Annotated in this window: 21 protein-coding genes; 6 read left to right on the top strand and 15 right to left on the bottom strand. The window is 31.4% G+C overall.

The features are described from left to right. Nucleotides 1-15: 15 nt before the first annotated feature. The 6 genes from rsmA to ACZYT4_RS05015 all read right to left on the bottom strand — a co-directional run bounded on the left by rsmA (nt 16) and on the right by ACZYT4_RS05015 (nt 2,942). Nucleotides 16-831, bottom strand: coding sequence for a 16S rRNA (adenine(1518)-N(6)/adenine(1519)-N(6))-dimethyltransferase RsmA (gene rsmA / locus ACZYT4_RS05040; protein ID WP_463783069.1), 816 nt, complete (start codon nt 829-831; stop codon nt 16-18). A gap of 64 nt (nt 832-895) precedes the next feature. Continuing rightward, nucleotides 896-1,042: a hypothetical protein gene (locus tag ACZYT4_RS05035; RefSeq protein ID WP_463783066.1), complete on the bottom strand. Its 147-nt coding sequence runs from the start codon at nt 1,040-1,042 to the stop codon at nt 896-898. 101 nt (nt 1,043-1,143) lie between these two features. Beyond that, nucleotides 1,144-1,383 carry a hypothetical protein gene (locus ACZYT4_RS05030; protein WP_463783062.1) on the bottom strand — a complete coding sequence of 80 codons (240 nt, stop codon included), beginning with the start codon at nt 1,381-1,383 and terminating at the stop codon, nt 1,144-1,146. A 13-nt stretch (nt 1,384-1,396) separates the two neighbouring features. Beyond that, a complete protein-coding gene (locus ACZYT4_RS05025; protein WP_463783060.1) occupies nt 1,397-2,038 on the bottom strand; it encodes a LytR/AlgR family response regulator transcription factor in 642 nt (213 codons plus the stop codon). Continuing rightward, nucleotides 2,035-2,622 carry a hypothetical protein gene (locus ACZYT4_RS05020; protein ID WP_463783057.1) on the bottom strand — a complete coding sequence of 196 codons (588 nt, stop codon included), beginning with the start codon at nt 2,620-2,622 and terminating at the stop codon, nt 2,035-2,037. Before ACZYT4_RS05020 ends, ACZYT4_RS05025 begins: the two co-directional genes overlap by 4 nt. A gap of 26 nt (nt 2,623-2,648) precedes the next feature. Then, entirely contained in the window at nt 2,649-2,942 is a 294-nt protein-coding gene (locus tag ACZYT4_RS05015) for a hypothetical protein (protein WP_463783054.1), read from the bottom strand. Between the two features lie 140 nt (nt 2,943-3,082). Between ACZYT4_RS05015 and ACZYT4_RS05010 the strand changes: the two genes are divergently transcribed. Continuing rightward, nucleotides 3,083-3,592, top strand: coding sequence for a transcription repressor NadR (locus tag ACZYT4_RS05010; RefSeq protein ID WP_087244642.1), 510 nt, complete (start codon nt 3,083-3,085; stop codon nt 3,590-3,592). Between the two features lie 92 nt (nt 3,593-3,684). Further along, nucleotides 3,685-4,260: a hypothetical protein gene (locus tag ACZYT4_RS05005; RefSeq protein ID WP_087304461.1), complete on the top strand. Its 576-nt coding sequence runs from the start codon at nt 3,685-3,687 to the stop codon at nt 4,258-4,260. Nucleotides 4,261-4,274: 14 nt separating this feature from the next. Here ACZYT4_RS05005 and rnmV read toward each other — a convergent pair whose 3' ends face one another. After that, entirely contained in the window at nt 4,275-4,811 is a 537-nt protein-coding gene (gene rnmV, locus ACZYT4_RS05000; protein ID WP_463783050.1) for a ribonuclease M5, read from the bottom strand. 96 nt (nt 4,812-4,907) lie between these two features. On the opposite strand from rnmV, the gene ACZYT4_RS04995 reads away from it, so the two are divergent. Then, nucleotides 4,908-5,591 (top strand): YjjG family noncanonical pyrimidine nucleotidase, encoded by a 684-nt coding sequence (locus ACZYT4_RS04995; RefSeq protein ID WP_463783048.1) that lies wholly within the window; start codon nt 4,908-4,910, stop codon nt 5,589-5,591. Between the two features lie 98 nt (nt 5,592-5,689). Here ACZYT4_RS04995 and ACZYT4_RS04990 read toward each other — a convergent pair whose 3' ends face one another. After that, nucleotides 5,690-6,136, bottom strand: coding sequence for a hypothetical protein (locus ACZYT4_RS04990; RefSeq protein WP_463783047.1), 447 nt, complete (start codon nt 6,134-6,136; stop codon nt 5,690-5,692). Between the two features lie 76 nt (nt 6,137-6,212). Then, a complete protein-coding gene (locus tag ACZYT4_RS04985) occupies nt 6,213-8,660 on the bottom strand; it encodes a YhgE/Pip family protein (RefSeq protein WP_463783045.1) in 2,448 nt (815 codons plus the stop codon). 151 nt (nt 8,661-8,811) lie between these two features. Between ACZYT4_RS04985 and ACZYT4_RS04980 the strand changes: the two genes are divergently transcribed. From ACZYT4_RS04980 to ACZYT4_RS04970, 3 genes are read left to right on the top strand one after another with little or no spacing between them, the layout of a single operon-like run. Continuing rightward, nucleotides 8,812-9,252, top strand: a complete 441-nt coding sequence (locus ACZYT4_RS04980) for an RrF2 family transcriptional regulator (protein ID WP_463783042.1) — start codon at nt 8,812-8,814, stop codon at nt 9,250-9,252. Then, nucleotides 9,249-10,283: a M42 family metallopeptidase gene (locus ACZYT4_RS04975; RefSeq protein WP_463783039.1), complete on the top strand. Its 1,035-nt coding sequence runs from the start codon at nt 9,249-9,251 to the stop codon at nt 10,281-10,283. The genes ACZYT4_RS04980 and ACZYT4_RS04975 overlap by 4 nt, the downstream gene beginning before the upstream one ends. Next, complete coding sequence (locus ACZYT4_RS04970) at nt 10,276-11,100, top strand: HAD family hydrolase (RefSeq protein ID WP_463783037.1); 825 nt, start codon at nt 10,276-10,278, stop codon at nt 11,098-11,100. The genes ACZYT4_RS04975 and ACZYT4_RS04970 overlap by 8 nt, the downstream gene beginning before the upstream one ends. Nucleotides 11,101-11,213: 113 nt before the next feature. Here the strand turns inward: ACZYT4_RS04970 and ACZYT4_RS04965 are convergent, their stop codons facing one another. From ACZYT4_RS04965 to ACZYT4_RS04940, 6 genes are all read right to left on the bottom strand, one after another. Beyond that, the gene (locus ACZYT4_RS04965; protein WP_463783034.1) at nt 11,214-11,510 is read right to left on the bottom strand and encodes an AAC(3) family N-acetyltransferase; all 297 of its coding nucleotides are present in this window, start codon (nt 11,508-11,510) and stop codon (nt 11,214-11,216) included. Nucleotides 11,511-11,662: 152 nt separating this feature from the next. Continuing rightward, entirely contained in the window at nt 11,663-12,640 is a 978-nt protein-coding gene (locus ACZYT4_RS04960) for an alpha/beta hydrolase (RefSeq protein WP_463783032.1), read from the bottom strand. Nucleotides 12,641-12,722: 82 nt separating this feature from the next. Next, entirely contained in the window at nt 12,723-14,288 is a 1,566-nt protein-coding gene (locus tag ACZYT4_RS04955) for an ABC transporter permease/substrate-binding protein (protein WP_463783030.1), read from the bottom strand. Further along, the gene (locus ACZYT4_RS04950; RefSeq protein ID WP_463783026.1) at nt 14,288-15,409 is read right to left on the bottom strand and encodes a betaine/proline/choline family ABC transporter ATP-binding protein; all 1,122 of its coding nucleotides are present in this window, start codon (nt 15,407-15,409) and stop codon (nt 14,288-14,290) included. Before ACZYT4_RS04950 ends, ACZYT4_RS04955 begins: the two co-directional genes overlap by 1 nt. Nucleotides 15,410-15,591: 182 nt before the next feature. Further along, complete coding sequence (locus ACZYT4_RS04945) at nt 15,592-19,812, bottom strand: acyl-CoA dehydratase activase-related protein (RefSeq protein WP_463783023.1); 4,221 nt, start codon at nt 19,810-19,812, stop codon at nt 15,592-15,594. A gap of 83 nt (nt 19,813-19,895) precedes the next feature. Beyond that, on the bottom strand, nt 19,896-20,327 hold the full coding sequence (locus tag ACZYT4_RS04940; protein ID WP_463783021.1) for a MarR family winged helix-turn-helix transcriptional regulator: 432 nt from the start codon (nt 20,325-20,327) through the stop codon (nt 19,896-19,898). Between the last annotated feature and the right edge of the window lie 80 nt (nt 20,328-20,407).

Here is a 20,407-nt window from a genome sequence, read left to right as displayed (position 1 = left end):
TGATATTATATGAATTTATAAATAATGTGTGAGTTTCTGATAATCTTCTATTTTTAATTCTTCAGGTCTTTTCTTTAAATCAATATCACATGCATTCAATATCTCTTCAGTTTTATCTAAAAATAAACTCTTGAGATTATTATAGATTGTTTTTCTTTTTTGTGTAAATGCACATTTTAAAACCTTTGTAAGAAGTGGATTATATGTTTTTTCAAAAACAATCGATAAAATAGCACTATCCACTCTTGGTGCTGGAGAAAAGACGTTTTGAGAAATCGTCATATCTAATGAACTCTTGCCAACACTTTCTATCATCAATGTCAAAGGACTACGATAAGATGGATCAGTTAACTTTAAAGCAACTTCTTTTTGAACCATCACATGAAGACTATCAATATCTGCCTGAGACGTTATAATATGTTCTAAAATATCTGAAGTAATGTAATAAGGTAAATTGGCTACAATACTGACTTTTGTATATTGTTTTTTATAATCAGCCACTATTTTCTTCAAATCAACTGTTAAGAAATCTTGAAAAATAATATCAACATTCAAACATTCACTTAATGATTCATTTAATACATCTTTTAATCTTGTATCGATCTCATAACTGACAACATGTCCTGCCTGATAAGATAATTGTTCAGTTAAAGCCCCTATTCCTGGTCCAATCTCAATAACACAAGTCTGCTGATCAATTGGTGTACAAGCCACTATCTTTTGAATCACATTCAAATCTATCAGGAAATTCTGTCCAAACTTCTTTGTTGCTTTTATATTATATTTTTCTAATAAATACATTGTATTTGCTTTTTTTGCGATATTTTTCATTCTCTCACCTAGATTCATTATAATCTAAATTGGTATAAAAGAAAAGCAGCCTTTCATCAGGCTGCTATAATTTTCTTCGACCATCAATAATTCCAAAAGCAATCATTCCTAATGCAATAATGACATATGCATAATGCAAGAAAAATCCCCAAATATTTGTTCCATAATATGGCATTGGTATAAAATTCATCAAGATAACATAAATACACAATAACCAACATCCTTTAATAATCAATTGATAAGAATCTTTTGAGTCCGTATGCACTATTGGTTTGTTAATACAACTCTGATAAATAATAGTCCTTGAATTACCTAGAAATAGTTATCTTTCAATTTTTCCCATCCCTGATCTTTCATTTCCTTTTGACAAGTATTCATAACCTTATAAACATATCTTTTTTGATTCACCTTTTTAAATTTATAAAATATAATTCTCAATGGAACAAATAAATCAAAGGGAGTCAAACTCATAAGTTGATATCCTTGATATGATTTTTTATTCAAATATCTCTCCATATCATGATTTCCTAAATCTATTCTGATTCTTAACATAAACATAAACTCCTTATGACATTTTTACATTACCTTTATAGGCTCTGCCAATCTGTAATGTTTCGGCATTCTTTAATAAAATATGATCAGAGAAAATATTTTGTATCCATTGTTTATTCACAATAAAGGATTTATGAATCTGAATAAATTGTGTGGAATGGATTGTATTGAGAAAGGCATTTAAATTCTTTCTTTCGACCATTGTTCCATTGATAGAATGGATAATAATCTGATGTCTTAATGATTCAACATAATAAATATGGGATAAACGAATCTTAGAGACAATACCATTTCTTTGATATTCATAATATTGAAATTTATCTTGAATATCTTGAAGCATATGAGATTCATTCTTTTGTATGTCTTCTGGTAATGATTCTTTTGAAAAATAGAGATTGACTTTTAATCTCATACACTCACTAACCATATCATAGTCTTTAGGACCAATAACATAATACAGTGCATAATCATGATGTGGTTGTTGTTCAATCAATTTTAAATCTTCTTTTTGTTGGACTTCAAAAATATAAATATCCTGATGACTATTTTTTTGATAAGAAATGATTGTATATTCTAGATGTTCTTTTTGGAAGAAACTTTCAAATAGTTGTTGAATATTTGAACTATTCTTTGAATAGATACTCACTCTAATCATTTTGATTGCTCCTTATCTATTCTTTCTAAATAATAAGAAAGATGTTCATGAGAATGTAACGCATCAAGAATATGATAACCATCTTTAAAATGAATACCTTGTTCCTTCATGAAATCAACAGCCTGATTAAAATCCTTTCTGCCTGATAATGTTAAAGCTATAAAACTATATATAGAGCCATCATACATATGCACATGAAACCAGACATCATAACCAATGGCTCCATAAGGTAAACGTGGAACTTTCGCATATGTGATGGCGATATAATCAATCTGACTGAGTTCTATTGTCATTTGATATTCTAAACGATGTGTATGCAAAAGATGTTTAAAGAAAGACGAAATCTTCATCAGCATATTATCATGATAAGTGTATTGTAAAACATTTTGATCAACTTTCCACATCAACTCACAATAACTGATACCTGGAAAAACAATCAATATTCCTACCAAAATAATCAGTATACCTACAATTTGCATTCCTTTCCATGCATCAGCAATAAATATACTGACTCCAAAAGCACAAATAAACAAAACATATGTGAAAGCTGTTTTGATTTTAGGTCTACCTACAATATATTTCATTAATGTTTCCTCCTTTTTATATAACTTTAAAATCTCATTCTAAATAATTCATTATTAGCATTGAAAACTTCAAATTCATCATCTTTACAGTTCAAATGCTCCACAACAAATGCTTTGCTTTGTTCTTTAGATAAAGAGGACCAACCTCTCACTGATTTTTGACCATAATGAGTCCATCTTCCCATTTGATTGAATACTTTCAAAGAAATATTATCTGCATTTTTAAAAACAATAAAATAATCGAATTCTGTGTTTTCATCTAAATGCAATTGAAAAGTGCCAAGAAACGGTTTTAATTTGGATAGAAATGTTTTTTTCATATTTCCTCTCTCCTTTCACTTTTCATTTTATGCCTTTTTATACCATTGTAAATAGATATGACACCAACGACATCTTATAGACTTATTCTACTTTATTTTATAGTTGAAATCATTTATAATTTGTTGTGAGGTAAAACATTATGGATAGAAAAGAAAAAATTATTGAAGAAATCAAAAAAAGCGATAAGCCTATATCAGCATCTACACTGGCAAAAAAACTTGGCGTTTCCAGACAAATCATTGTCGGTGATGTGGCATTAATACGTGCCAGTGGAACCAATATTATTGCGACACCAAGAGGTTATATATTAGATTCTAAACAACAAAATCAAACTTATACCATTGCGGTCAATCACTCTCAAGAACAAATGGCTGATGAATTATATACGATTGTGGATTTGGGTGGATGTGCTATTGATGTTATTGTGGATCATCCTGTCTATGGACAACTCACTGGTAAATTACATTTATCATCTCGTTATGATGTTGATCAATTTATAAAAAAAGTCAATAACAATCAGGCTAAACCTTTAAGTCAGTTAACTGATGGTTTGCATTTACACACGATTCAATGTCCAAATGAAGACACATATCAACGTATTGTCAGTGCATTAGATGAAAAAGGATATTTATTTAAGAAGGAGATTTAATTCTTCTTTTTTTATTGACACATTTTCTTTTTTGAATATAATAAGTCATAACATGTGTCTTGACACATTAATTGACAAGGAGATGTAGAAATATGAAATCACATAAACATATGCAAGTACTCGTTTTAGCTTCATTATTAATTGCTGTAGGAACAGTCATTCCTATGTTAATGCCTAAAATTATTGTTGGACCAATGTCTTTTACCTTAGCTTCACATGTTGCTGTCATGATAGCCATCTTTATTAGTCCAGCTGTAGCCATTGCTGTTGCTTTAGGAACAACACTTGGTTTCTTTATGGCAGGTTTCCCATTTGTTGTTGTCATGAGAGCTCTTACTCATGTCATTTGGGCTTATCTAGGTGCAAAATATGCGCAAAAGAATCCACAAATTTTTGAAAAACCAATCAAAACATTACAGTTTAATATTGTGATTGCATTGATTCATGCCATTGGAGAAATGATTATTGTAATTCCTTTCTATTATGGAAATGGAATGGATATCCAAATGTTCTGTTATATGATTTTTGGTTTAGTAGGCTTAGGAACTATTATTCACAGCTCTATTGATTTTTGTATCACTCTTCCTGTATGGAAGGCTTTAAGTCAAAGCAGAGTTATCACTGGTGTTTCACAAGTGAAGAAAATCAATCTCATTAAAAACGCATAAAAATAAGCATATAATCATTGAAGGTTATATGCTTTTAATTTATTAAGAATATCTTGTTTTGTAATGGATGCCATATTTAATCTTTTAAATAATGTTTTCGCATTTCCATAACCTAGATGAAACAAATCATAGATAGCCAATCTTTTTTGTTTATCACCAATAATATCTAAAGAAATAAATTCTTCCCATGTCAATGACTGACTTTCTTTAGAAAAGCTCACAACATTTTCTAATGCCTGTATAATAGCTTCTTCCCTTGCTTCAGCAATCCCCAATTTCTTTTTCCCAATAGCATCTTTTTTATCTACAAAAGCTTGCTTAACATGAGGAACTCTTTCCATAATCATATTTCGAATGCGCATACCAGGATAATCAGGATCGGTCAAAATAATAACTCCTCTTGTTTTTTCTAATTCCTCAATCAAGTCCAATGTTGCTTCATCTAAAGCTAAACCATGTGTTTCTATTGTATCTGCATCAAATAATTTTTGAATCGCTGCTGTGTCTGTTTTTCCTTCTACAACAATCACTTCTTTGATTTTTTTCTTCATTCTTCTTCACCATATTCATTATACTATATTTTTATTATTTTTCATTGTCAATAAAGCACTTTTATCAGTATAATATGGTGACAAGGGGTTGATGACATGAAAAAATATAAATATTTGTTATTTGATGTAGATGGAACTTTGTTAGATTTCAACAAAGCAGAAGAACAGGCACTTATCAATACATTTCAAAAATATAATATTGTCCTTACTGAACAGATGAATCAAAGATATGAACAAATCAATAAACAGTTATGGAAAGATTTTGAGAATGGGCTCATTGATAAAAAAACAATTGTTTATACACGTTTTGTTCAGTTATTTCAAGAATTTGGCATTGATGAAGATGGCATTGCTTTTGAAGATGACTATCAGGATGCCTTAGGTGAAGGATATTTTCTTTTGCCTCATGCTAGAGATATACTTGAAAAGCTTTATCAAAAATATCCATTATACGTTGTAACAAATGGTGTATCTAAAACTCAATATAGTCGTTTAAAAGGAACACGTATTGATCAGTATTTTCAAGATATTTTTGTATCAGAAGATATTGGTTATCAAAAACCAACTCGAGAATATTTTGATTACTGCTTTAAAAAGATGAAAAACATAGATTTAGATCAAACTTTAATTATTGGCGATTCTCTATCTAGTGATATCCAAGGTGGTATCAATGTAGGTATTGATACTTGTTGGTATAATCCTCATTGTATTGAAGAGCCTCAAGATATGAATATCACCTATATCATTCATGATTTAAAAGAATCACTGGACTTATTATAGTTGAAGCTTACAGCGTGATGCTGTAAGTTTTTTTATCATCAAATCATCACATCATAATGCCATATAAAAAGTCCTGTATTTCTACAAGACTCATACATTTATTTTAAATTTCTAAAAACATCTAATACATCTTCTGATAGACCATCTGACACAATAACCATATGATCATTCACTTCTACTTTTTTCTTATCATCACCAATTGTCTTTTCACTCATAATACGATTGAATTCATCACCATCTTCATAACGATACACATCAATGTTTCCATTATCTGTTACATAGCGATATCCTTCTACACCACCAACACTTGTTGCATCTAATACATTCTTAGATGAATAAGTAATATTTCCTTCCTTAAGTCCATTTTCAAATCGTGTATACCAATCATCTATTTGATTCGTTGCCGTATTATTGTTGTTGTTTTCATTTTCTGTGACATTTTCAGTTGAACGATTGTTATTTGCTGTATCGTTTGGTGTATCTGTCTGACTGCTACATCCAGTAAAGAATGACATACATAAAAGCAAAACTAAAATTTTCTTCATATTCTTACCTCCACATTCATATCATGGACAAAGAATAAAGAAATATACATGATTCAATCTTAATATGTTATTATTTTTAGTCATTAACCTTTTCAAACGCCTGTGGAATAAGATGCTGATCTTTTTTATTTTTAAAGCGATAATAAAGAATTGTTAGAAATGAACAAATGATTAATATTCCTATAAAAATCATCATTTCATTTGTTATTGACATATTTGTCATACTAATCACTTTTCTAAAACCATTTACACTATAAGTATAAGGAACGAATGGATGAATAAGTTTATAAAATATTCCTGATGTTTCTAAAGGATATGTTCCTGCAGAACCACCGAGATTGATAATCATAAACACAAGCAATAAAAATTCTCCAATATAACCTGTCGTTAATGATAATAACATCACAAGTGACATAAATGCTGCAGAAACAATAATTGCGAAAAGATATGTCATCAATAATTGTTGAGGTTCAAAACCACATATCCACCTTAAACTTGTAATTAAAACGATTGCTGCTAATGTAGAAATACTATACATAACAGAGGCTTTTGATAACCAATATTTGACAGGTGATGAAGCTTGTTTTATACCTTCTCTGATTGGATACATCAATGTCAAAGCCAGTGCAGCAACATATAATGCTACGCTCATCATATAGGGTGCCATCGCATGCCCATTATTTTCTACAACTGAAATTTCTTGATGTGATGTCTCTACAGGAGCTGACATCATATCTAAAGTCTTATCATCGATATCAAGACTTGCTTTTTTTACACCATCAGCTAAACTTTCATCTAAAGTTTCGAGTCCATTTTGTAATGTCTGTAAACCTGAACCCAATGTTTGAGAGCCATCACTTAACTGTTGTGATCCATCTTTGATTTGGGTAGAACCGTCACTTAACTTAGCAGAGCCGCTTATTAATGCATCATTATTTGATACGATTTTTGAAGTTCCTTCATATAATGCTTTTGCTCCTTGATCTAATTGTTGAATGCCATCGATAAGTGCTGGTGTCTGTTTTTGAAGAGCTAATAGCCCATCATTCATTTGTTGACCCCCATCTAATAACGCTTGACTTTGACTATTCAGTGTTTCTAAGCCACCATAGACTTGTGTTACACCGTTCATATAAGTTTCAAAGCCAGGTTTCAATGTTTCTTCTACTGAATTATTTAAAGATTCTAATCCTGTTTGTACTTTTTGACTTCCTGCTTCTAATTTCTGTGTATTCTCATAAACTTGTGTTAATCCTGAACTTAATTGATTGATTGCTTCTTGATTTCCACTTGTGACAGTTTTTACCAATTCTGTATATGAATAATGCGTTAATAAATATTGAGCAGTTTGATTATCCTTAGCGATAAGATTAGCTTCATCCATGCTCAATGACCTATTCATCCATGTCTGAGCAATGGTTGGATTTGTAGTAAGTATTTGATTTAATAATGTTGTTGCCTGATTCAAAGAATCATTTGCTTGATTTGCTGAAGATATTTTATTCATATTATCAGATGATAAATTATTTTTTAATTGTTGATCCAACTGTGTTAAGCCTTGTAAGACTTGCTTATTTCCATCAACAAGCTGATGAACACCTTGATTGAGGCTATCTATTCCATTATTTAATGCTTCATTGTTTTCAATAAGTTTCTGTGTCCCCTGATAAGTTTGTAAAACACCATTTGTATATTTTTGGAGACCTTCATTCAATGAAGAAGAACCCGTTGCAAGCTGTTGAACACCATCATTTAATGGTTTTGTTGAATCATTGAATGTATCTAAACCTGTTTTTAAGGAATAAACGCCATTATGAACAGTCAATACACCATCTGTATAATCTTTTAACCCCTGGCTAAGTGTTTGAACACCATCATCAAATATGAGCGAACTCTCTGCTAGAACTTGAAGATGATTTGAAATAAGTTGATTTCCATCTGTTAATTGTTGCGAACCATCTACTAATTGACTCGTTCCATCCTGTGCTTCCTTCAATCCATCTGTTAATGTTCCCACTTGTTCAAAGATAGTTTTCGCATATGTTTTCGTTACTGTTTGAGAAACTTCTTCTTTTATTTTTTCAATAGCTGAATCACCCATCTTTGAAGCAATATAATTACTTCCTGGATTTGTTATATATTGAAGTTTCATCTTTTGTGGTTGTTGATCTAAAAGCGTCGTTGCATTTTTTGAAAAATCTTCAGGAATACTTATAATCATATAATATTGACCGTTCTTTAAACCATCCTGTGCTTCTCCTTCATCTACACATTGAAAATTCATACTTTGATTCTCTTGCAGACGATCAACCAATTCTTCTCCTACATTCAAAGTTGAATTCCCATAATCAACCGCTTGATCATGGTTGACTACAGCAACTGGTATTTTATCCGTATTTCCGTAAGGATCCCACATTGACCCTAAAAAGATACACGCATATAAACTTGGAATCAAAATGATTGCAACCAGTACAACTTTTATCCAAGTGTGATGAAAAATATTTTTCCATTCTTGCTTAAGCATAAAATTCCTTCTTTCTTTCCATCTTTAGATATTTATTATCCATAGATATATAATATCTATGAACTATTATATAAATTTATACATATTTGTCAACTCTTTTAGATACAAAGTGTTATTTTTCTGTTAAAATAAAAAAGAAGGTGATAAGGATATGAAGATTAGAAAAAGTTTTGAACAGGCTATTTGTATATTACTTTTAATTGGGGCACAGGATAAACCTATTAAAAGTCATGAATTGAGTGAAAAACTACTTGTATCAGATTCTTATCTCAAAAAAATCACCAGACAGCTTGTTGTTTCTGGTTTGATTCAATCTATGGCTAATAAACGTGGTGGTTTTGTTTTAACTAAATCACTCGATTGTATATCATTATTAGATATATTTGAGGCTATGGAAGGAAAGGAGCCTTTTGTGAAAACAACACACTTAGTAGATAAAGTTTTTGATTCTCATTTAAAAGTGAAAGAAACTGAGGATTTTATTGTTGATTATTTAAATGCTGCAGAAAATCAATATAAGCAAAAATTAAAAGAAATTACTTTATCTCAAATTATAGATGCTGCTCATCAAGGAAAAGGAGAAATTTTATGAATGAATACATACTTTCTATTTTAAAAGATATTATGGCCATTGATAGTCCTTCTGGATATACAAAAGAAGTGATTCAATACTGTCAAAAAGAAGCTCAAAATTTAGGATTTGAAACTAAACTGACAAATAAAGGAAATTTACAGATTTTTGTAAATGGTCAAGATGACTATACTGTTGGGTTTTGTGCACATGTTGATACTTTAGGATTAATGGTAAGAAGTATCAAAGATAACGGAACTCTAGCATTTACAAATGTTGGTGGTCCTATTATTCCAACATTAGATGGTGAATATTGCCGTATCATCACAAGAAATCAACAAATATATACAGGAACGATTCTTTCTAATTCACCTGCTGCACATGTTTATGAAGATGCTAAAAACAAAGAAAGAACATGTGATACAATGCATATTCGTATTGATGAAAAAGTGAAGACAAAAGAAGATGTACAAAAATTAGGAATCTGTAATGGTGATTATATTGCCATTGAAACAAAAACAATGATTACTGATTCTGGATTCATTAAATCAAGATTTCTTGATGATAAAATGAGTGTTGCAATTCTTTTTGGGGTTTTAAAACATTTATCTCAAAATCATATCCAGCCACAGCACAATCTCTATTTCATGATTTCTACTTTTGAAGAGGTTGGACATGGCAGCAGTTATATATCTCATGATGTTGACGAATTGATTGCTGTAGATATGGGATGTATTGGGCAAGATTTGGCTTGCAGTGAATATGATGTTAGTATTTGTGCTAAAGATTCTAGTGGCCCATATGATTATGAATTAACATCACAATTCATTCATTTAGCCAAAACAAATCATCTCCAATATGCTGTTGATGTTTATCCATTCTACAGTAGCGATGTTTCAGCTGCATTAAGAGGTGGGCAAAATATCAAAGGTGCTTTAATAGGACCTGGTGTTCATGCTTCACATGGCATGGAAAGAACACATATCCAAGCTGTCGAAAATACATATCGTTTAGTTCTAGCATATATCCATCAAGGAGAAAATCATGGATAAAAAATTATTGTTATTTGATGTGGATGGAACTTTAATCAGTTATGATGGTATTGTTCCTTCTAGCACAATAGAAGCATTAAAAAAAGCCAAGCAACAAGGACATTATGTCTTTGTTGTAACTGGCAGAACAAAGAATAGAGCGACTGTTGGCAATATTGAAATAAGTGGAATGATTTGTGGGAATGGTGCTTATATTGAATGTGAAGGAAAAATTCTTAAAGATCAAAAACTATCTTTAAAACAAGTCAAAACAATCACAGATTATTTAGATAATCATGATCTGTGTTACTTCATGGAAGGTAATGATGGCCTATATGGTTCTCACGATTTTGAAACAAGAGCTATTCCTACTTATCAAAAATATGGGCATCAAGGTGATATTAAGATTCGTGATATTTATCCAATGATGGAATTCCCTGAAAGCATGTATCAAGAAAATATTACAAAAATTAATTATATTTTAAATAGTTATCAAGACTATTTGGATTTTAAAGAACATTTTCCACAGTTTCAATGTTTAACTTGGGGTGGTCAAGGAGAAGATGCTCTATTTGGTGACTGTGCTTTACCTGGTATCGACAAAAGAAAGGCTATTGAAGAACTCATTCAGTTTTTAAAAATAGATAAAAGCAATATCTACGCTTTTGGTGATGCAGAAGTTGATATACCTATGTTTCAATGTGCCGGTACAAGCATCTGCATGGGAAGTGGAAGAGAAGCTGCCAAACAGGCTGCAACTTATGTGACTGATGAAGTCAAAAATGATGGTATTATGAAAGCTTTACAACATTTTCATTTGATTGAAAAAGTTCATTGAAAAATCCAATGAACTTTTTTTGTTATCTATTCATTTTTATCCATTCATAAGCAAAATCACAAAAAGGTTTCATTTTTAAATATCTTGTGCCTAGTCTCCTTGACCAATTTTTGTCATATGTGGTTTTCATAAGTTTGTCCAATGCCAAGAAAATCACTCTCATCATATGATATCTCTGCATAATCTTTCCATGTACAATGTTGATTTTCAATGATAGTTGCTCCATTGGTATACCATTTTGGATGTTTTTCCACAATTACACTTGCCATTTTTCCTCTAGCACTAAAAGAAACTTCAGGATGTTGAGAACGTAAAACATGAGGCTTATGCCAAAATGCTTTGGCAATTTTTCCCCTTTCTCTAGTTGATGTCTTATTACAATCAAAAGGTAGCATTTCTTCTTTAATCACAGTGATTTCTCATCCAACAATCCACTCTATTTGTGACATGGAAGAATGAACGAAAACAATATCTCCTTTTTAGATATCTATTTTTTGAAAATCTTCTTTTAAAGTATTCTTGGTTTGTGGTTCATGACTTCTTTGAATAAAACTGGCTTTACTTATGATTCTTGTACACTCCATATATTTTTATCGATGAAATCAAATACTTTATTCCAATAAGCTTCCACATCACAATCTTTCGCTTGTGCATGTCCTGCTTCTTCTACAATATAAAGCTCTTTTGGACTTGGACAGACCTCATAAACTTCATAGACCATCTCCACTGGAACAAAGTCATCTTTTTCACCATGAATAAATAACATAGGCTGATCTGCTTTTTTGACCTGTTCAACACTAGATGCCTTTTTAAAATCATAACCTGCTTTTAATTGCGCTATTCCATTAGATATATCTAAAATAGGAAATGAAGGCAGTGAAAAACGTTTGTTTAATTCACTTGCGAAAATATCCCATACACTCGTATATCCACAGTCTTCAATATATCCTACAACATGTGGCAAATGATCTCCTGATGCCATCATAACGGTAGCACCTCCCATGGAAACACCATGTAAAATAATTTGTGCCTGAGAATCTTTTTCGATAATCCAGTCTACCCAACAGGCAATATCATCTTTATCTAGCCAACCCATGCCAATATAATCACCTTCACTTTTACCATGCGCACGATTATCTGGCAAGACAACATTATATCCTCGCTGATAATATTCTGCACCATAAGATGTCATATTTTCGTGACTTGATTTATAACCATGTATTAAAATAACCCATCGATGTTCATCTTCATGATCCAAATATTTTCCCTTTAACTGAATAGAATCATTACTAATTATAATCATTGGTTTTGTTTGACTTTCAAAGTCCATTCCTTTTATCATTTCTTTATCTTGATTTTTTTGAATTGTTTGTTGAACACTATCCTCTAATGGAATTTGATCACTTGTATCTACAATTCTTTGGTCTGACTGACTATCAGGAGACAGGGCATATTCAACAAAATATGTTCCTATTCCATATCCTACACTTAAAAGAACAGAAAGAACGATAAAAACAATGATAAATACTTTCTTTTTCAATCCTACCAATCCCTTTCTCATTGTGATTTATTATATGTAAAAAATATGAACTCTTCAAGAAAAAATGAGCAGATTTGATTATCTACTCATTAATTAATTTATTTTCAATTAAAAATTCTCTTGCGACATCACTTGTTTTCTGATTAAGTTCATCTACTTGATAATTTAACTCCACCATAACTTCATCACTTAAATAATTTTGTAATTGATTAACTAAATCTACAACTTCTGGATATTCTTCAATAACTGTATTATTCACTATAGGAATCGCATGATAAGGCAAGAAAAATTTTTGATCATCTTCTAAAACTTGTAAATCAAATTTCTTTAATAATCCGTCCGTAGAATAAGCGTCAATGACATCGCATTCATTATTCATTAAAGCTGTATATCTAGGTGCTCCATCAATTGGCACGGTTGCTTTAAAATGAATTGGATAAGCCTTCTGTAATCCTACCCAGCAATCTTCTCTTTCCATAAACATTAATGTTGGTGAAAAAGTTAATTGATTTGCAACTTGACATAAATCACTAATTGTTTTGATATTGTATTTCTCTGCAGTATCTTTTCTAATAGCCAAAGTATACGTATTATTGAATCCTAATGATTCTAAAACATTCAAATCATATCTTTCTTTCATTTGATTTTTGACTGTATTATAGACTTCATTGACATCACCATTAGGTTCATTACCTAAAACATTGCCATAAATAGTTCCAGTATATTCTACATACATATCAATAGAACCCGTACTGATGGCATCTAAAACAATAGAGCTAGAACCTAGCGACAAAGATTGTTCAACCTCAATGTCTGTATTGTCTTCAATATAATATTTCAACATGTAATTCAGAATTTCCTGTTCCGTAAAATCCATACTTCCAATTCTGATCACTTTATCTTCATTGATTTGTGATAAACCTGTATATACAAAGCTTGCAGCTAAAGCCAGACAAGATATTACAATAACAACTTTATCTAAAACTTTTTTGAATTTTGAACGTGGTTGAGATAATTGAAAACTCTTTGGTGTCACCATTCTCTCCAAAATAGAAAAAATGTAATCAATCAATAAAGCTAATAAACATGCTGGTATCGCTCCTGCTAGGATTTGTGCATTATTGACAGTACGAATACCTGCATATACTAAATATCCTAATCCATCAGCACCAATAAAAGCAGCTAATGTCATCAATCCTACTGAACTGACTGCACTTACTCTGACACCAGCCATAATGACTGGAGCAGCAAGTGGAATCTGTACCTTATATAAGACTTGAAATTTATTTAATCCAATCCCTTTGGCAGCTTCCAAGCTTTCTGCATTAATATTATCAAGTCCTGTCACTGTATTTTTAATAATAGGGAGTAAGGAATACAAAATAACCATGACAATAGCTGGTTTGGTTCCTATTCCTAAAAGTGGAATCATAAATCCTAATAGTGCCATAGAAGGAATCGCCTGAATGACATTGGCTAAAGCCATAATAGGCTTTTGAGAAGGTTTAAAATAAGTAATCAGTATACCTAATGGAACCCCAATCAAAATAGCAATGATAATAGACATAACTGTTAATTGGACATGTCCAATTAACAAATCAAAAATTTGCATATAATTCTGGGAACAATAATCTATAAATGCCTGCATTATTCTCCCTCACTTTCATCATATTTTTTCGAAAGAGTTGTCACAAGAGTACTCTTTGTAATTAATCCCTTTAAAATACCATCATCAACAACAGGAATTGTATACATATTCTTTTCTTTTGTAATATTTAACACATCAACAATGGATTCATTTGATGATATGGTTATGCAATCCTTTTGCATAACGCTTCCTACATCTTTATTCCTATTCTTTTCATTAGCTGCTGTTGCTGCCTGAATAACCCCTTTAAATTGACCACGTCTATCAATCACCATTAAGCTATCAACTTTTTCATTAAACATAATATTTAAGGCTTTGACACATTTTAAATGTTCATAGCATGTGATTGGACGATCAATCATAATATCTGCTGCTTTAATTAATTCTGGTGAATCCCAGATACGTTTCTTACCTACAAAGTTTAAAACAAAATCATTGGCTGGATGTTTAAGAATCTGTTCTGGTGTATCATATTGTTGAATCTTTCCACCACTCATGATACAAATTCTATCAGCCAGTTTAATAGCTTCCGCCATATCATGTGTGACAAAGACAATTGTTTTTTGTACACTGCTTTGTAATGTTAAAAGTTCATCTTGCAGCTGATTTCTTGTAATGGGATCCAAGGCACTAAATGGTTCATCCATCAAAATAATATCAGGTTCACTTGCAAAAGCTCTTGCGACACCCACACGCTGTTGTTGTCCTCCACTCATCTGAATGGGATATTTATCTAGGTATTCATCAGGGTCTAAACCAACCATATTTAGCACATCTTTTACCTTTTCTAAGAGATGTATATCTTTTTTATTTTTTAATTTAGGAATTAATTCAATATTCTCCCTCACTGTCATATGAGGAAATAATCCAGTCTGTTGAATCACATAACCAATATTTCTTCTTAATTCAATTTCATTTTCTTCACTAATATCCTTTCCATTGATAAAAATTCTTCCTTTTGTCGGTTTAATCAATCTATTAATCATTTTTAAAGCTGTTGTCTTTCCACAACCACTCGGTCCTATTAAACAGACAAATTCGCCATCATTCACTGTAAAGCTAATATCTTCTAAGACATGCTTATCCTTAAATGATTTATAAACGTTTTTAAACTCTATCATAAAAACACCTCACATAACTCTATTTTAGTCCTAAGATATGACTCTTTTGTGAATTTTATTTAAAAAATGTATATATTTCCTTAAACTATATATAAATCTTTATTTATATCCTAAAAATATACTCTTTTTATTATAAGATAAAACCAATTCAAAATTTGTTGAAATGAAAAAAAGAATATGAATTACTGATTCATATTCTTAAATGCAGTTGATAACATCAACTTAATTCTATTTAATTGGTTAACTTCACTCGCACCTGGATCATAATCCACAGCGACAATATTGCTTTGTGGATATTTCTTACGCAAAGCTTTAATAACACCTTTACCAGTGACATGATTTGGTAAGCAGGCAAATGGCTGCATACACACAATATTTGGTGCACCTTCTTCAATAAGCTCTATCATTTCTCCAGTTAGGAACCAACCTTCACCAGTCTGATTACCAATAGATACAACTTTGCTGGCATTTTTAGCAATCTGATCAATTGGTGTTGGTGGATCAAAACGTTTTGATGCCTTTAATGCTTTAATCATATCTTTTCTTAAGAAGTCAACAAACCAGATACCAAAATTGCATAACCAAGCTGAAGCTTGTGATGCTTCAAAATGTTCATGTTTATAACCATTATTATAGAAACAATACTGGAAGAAATCAATCAAATCAGGCATAACGGCTTCAGCACCTTCTGATTCGATAATTTTAACGATTTCATTATTAGCTGTTGGATGGAATTTCACAAGAATTTCTCCTACCAATCCAACTCTAGGTTTTTTAATATCTAACAAAGGCAATTCATCAAAATCTTTGACAATCTGATAAACATTCTTTTTAAATTCTTTCATGCTGCCATTTTTCACATTTTCCTGGCATTTTTCAACCCAAGATTCATAAAGTTTATTGGCTGAACCTTTGACTTTTTCATAAGGACGTACACGATATAATACTCTCATAAACAAGTCTCCATACATTGCACCAATAATGGCTTTTTTGGCAATCTTATATGTGATTTTGAATCCTGGATTACTTTCTAATCCTGATAAGTTAGCAGAAATAACAGGAATCTGTTCCATACCAGCATCTTTTAAAGCTTTTCTAATGAAAGCAATATAGTTTGTTGCACGACATCCTCCACCAGTTTGAGAGATAATCAATGCGACTTTATTTAAATCATATTTTCCACTATTTAAAGCATTCATCATTTGTCCTACAACCAAAATACTTGGATAACATGCATCATTATTGACATATTTCAATCCCTGTTCAACAGCATTTTTATCTACTGATGGTAAAACTTCAAAGTTATATCCTTCAGAATTCATCGCTGTTTCAATAAATTGGAAGTGAATTGGTGACATTTGTGGACAAAGAATTGTATAACGATCTTCTTTCATCTGTTTTGTGAAAGGAACTTTCACCTGTTCATATTTCTTTGATAGATCAATAACATCTTCTTTCTTTTCAATTGTAGCTTTTAAAGAACGAATACGGATACGAATAGCTCCTAGGTTACTTCCTTCATCAATTTTAATCAATGTATAAATTTTATTTCTAGCTTTTAAAATTTCAGCAACCTGATCTGCTGTCACAGCATCTAGACCACATCCAAATGATGTTAATTGGATTAACTGTAAATCTTTTTGTGATGATACAAAAGAAGCTGCTTTGTATAAACGAGAGTGATAAGTCCATTGATCAACAACACGTAATTTCAAATGTTCTTCATCTAAATAACATACACTATCTTCACTTAATACCACAAATCCTTCACTTGTAATCAAATCTGGAATGCCATGATTGATTTCTGGATCAACATGATATGGACGACCGGCCAAGACAATACCTTGCATATGATTTTCACGCATATATTCCATAGCACGTTTTCCTTCGGCACGGATATCCTGTTGACAATGATCTAATTCTTCATACGCTTTTTCAATAGCATTATGTAATTCATGATCAGTAATATTGAATTCACTAAGCTCTTCTTTGAGAACTTTAAATAAAGTCTTTTTATTATTTAATGAAATGAATGGGTTTTTAAATTTTATATTTTTCTGTTCAAGATTATCAACATTATTTCTAATGACTTCAGGATAAGAAGCGACAACTGGACAGTTATAATGATTTCCGGCATCTTCGTTTTCTACACGTTCATATGCTACAGATGGGTAGAAAATAAATGGTACCCCTCTGGCAATCAGATTTTCAATATGTCCATGTGTAATCTTCGCTGGATAACATGCACTTTCACTAGGAATAGATTCAATTCCTTTTTCATAGATAGCTTTAGATGAGCGTGCTGATAGGATTACTCTAAATTTCAGTTCAGTAAAGAATGTATGCCAGAATGGATAGTTTTCATACATATTTAATGCTCTAGGAATACCAACGATACCTCTTGGAGCATCTTCTATTGGTAATGAACGATAATTGAAAACACGACGATATTTATAATCAAATAAGTTTGGTAATGATTTAGATTTTAAAGGTAAATTGGCACCTCTTTCACATCTATTTCCACTAATAAACTCTCTTCCATCATTGAATGAAGTAATTGTCAACATACAGTTATTTGTACATTTCCCACAGTTTTTCATACTATTCTGATATGTTAAATGTTCTAGTTCTTCTCGTGTTAGTAAAGTTGTTCCTTTACCATCATCTTTTTCTTTCGCAATGGTAGCCATTCCATATGCACCCATCAATCCTGCAATATCAGGTCTGATGACTTCAATACCTGCTTCTTTTTCAAAAGCACGTAAAACAGCTTCATTGTAGAATGTTCCACCTTGCACAACAACATTTTTACCAATCTGATCTTTACTTCTTAATTTAATAACTTTATATAAAGCATTTTTAATAACAGAATATGATAATCCTGCTGAAATATCCGCTAAAGATGCACCCTCTTTTTGAGCCTGTTTCACTTTTGAGTTCATGAAAACAGTGCAACGACTTCCTAAATCAAGCGGATGTTTTGACATCAATGCCATCTCGGCAAATTCATCAATTTCATATCCTAAAGAATGCGCAAATGTCTCTAAGAATGATCCACATCCAGATGAACAAGCTTCATTTAATGTTATATCTTGAATCACATCATCCTTAATTGTGATAGCTTTCATATCTTGTCCACCAATATCCAAGATAAAATCAACATCTGGTTCAAAATGTTTTGCAGCTGTATAGTGTGCAATTGTTTCAACTTCACCATAATCCACTTTTAATGCTGCTTTAATTAATGCTTCACCATATCCAGTCACAGCCGCTTTTTGAATACGACATCCTTCAGGGATTAAATCATAGATTTCTTTCATAATTCTAATAATTAAATCTAAAGGATTTCCTTCATTAGAATTATAGAAAGAATATAAAATAGATCCTTCATCATCAATCAAAACCACTTTAGATGTTGTAGATCCAACATCAATACCAACATAAATATTTCCTTGATATTTTTTAAGATTTCTCTTCTTTGTCATAGCTTGAAGATGACGATCTCTAAATCCTCTTAATTCATCTTCATTATGAAATAAAGGTTCCAATGTATGAGCAGCTTCTGTTCCATTATCTTTTAAAGCTCTTAAATCCTGAATCAATTGTTGTAAAGAGATTGCTTCTTCAACATCTTTTGCATTCAAGGCTGCACCCATCGCAACGAATAATTGAGAATTATCTGGGAAAATAATATCTTCTGGTTGTAGATCCAATGTTTCAATAAAACGTTGTCTTAACTCACTCAAGAAATATAATGGACCACCTAAAAAGGCAACTTTTCCTTTGATGGGTTTCCCACAAGCTAATCCACTGATTGTCTGATTAACAACTGCCTGGAAAATTGAGGCAGCAATATCTTCTTTTCTAGCACCTTCATTGATTAAAGGCTGCACATCCGTTTTAGCAAAAACACCACAACGAGAAGCAATTGGATAAATACGTTGATGATTTTTAGCAAGTTCATTTAATCCTGAAGCATCTGTCTGTAATAAAGTCGCCATCTGATCAATAAAAGCTCCTGTACCTCCAGCACAAGTTCCATTCATACGTTGTTCTAATGAACCTTCAAAATAAGTGATTTTTGCATCTTCTCCACCTAATTCAATAGCGACATCAGTTTGAGGAATATAAGTTTCTATTGTTTTTGTACAGGCAATGACTTCCTGAACAAACTTAACATGTAAAGATTCAGATATAGATAATCCACCTGATCCTGTAATCACTGGATGAATCTGAATATCTGGATACTCCTGATGAATTTCTTCTAATAATGTTAATATTGTATTTCTGACATCTGAATTATGTCTTACATAGCGAGAAAATAAACATACATCATTTTCATCAGTTAAATAAGCTTTTACTGTTGTTGATCCAACATCAATTCCTAAATAATATTGACTCATAACACTTCTCCTTTTAAATATGACAACTCATTTTATAATTTTCAATCTTAACGAATTTCGACATCTTTTTCAATCATTATGCTTTATTTTAAAGTCTTAAAAATCTGATTCACTTTACAACATAGGCGCAAATATTCCTTTGTATCTTCTTCACCTAAAATCTCCAGCATCTTTTGGAAATAGTCTTCTATTTCTTCTCTTCTTTGTTGTGCAAATACTCTTCCTTGTTCTGTAATAAAGACCTTAATTTTACGTTTGTCCTGTGCATCAACAACACGCTGGATATATCCTTTTTTTGATAGAGCATTTAATACTGCCGCTACTCTTGAGCTATTAATATCAAACTGCTGACTAATTTCTGATGCATTTGCACCTTCATGGCCATCCATTAAATAAATCAGAACAGCTCCTTCGCCTCTGGCAATTTCACTGACATCATGATGACAGAACTTAAAATTCTGCTGATTCTCTACCATACAACCAATCAATTCTTTCGCATATTTATGATAATCCATTTTTATTACCTCACACTATGAGCATTTTATACAACTTTATATGATTTGTCAATTTTTTTGTTTTTTGTTGTTTTTATAAA

The sequence above is a fragment of the Massilimicrobiota sp. mt181 genome (genome assembly GCF_055420065.1).
Note: the sequence above shows the minus strand (reverse complement) of the source record. Positions and strands in the feature narration are given on the sequence as shown.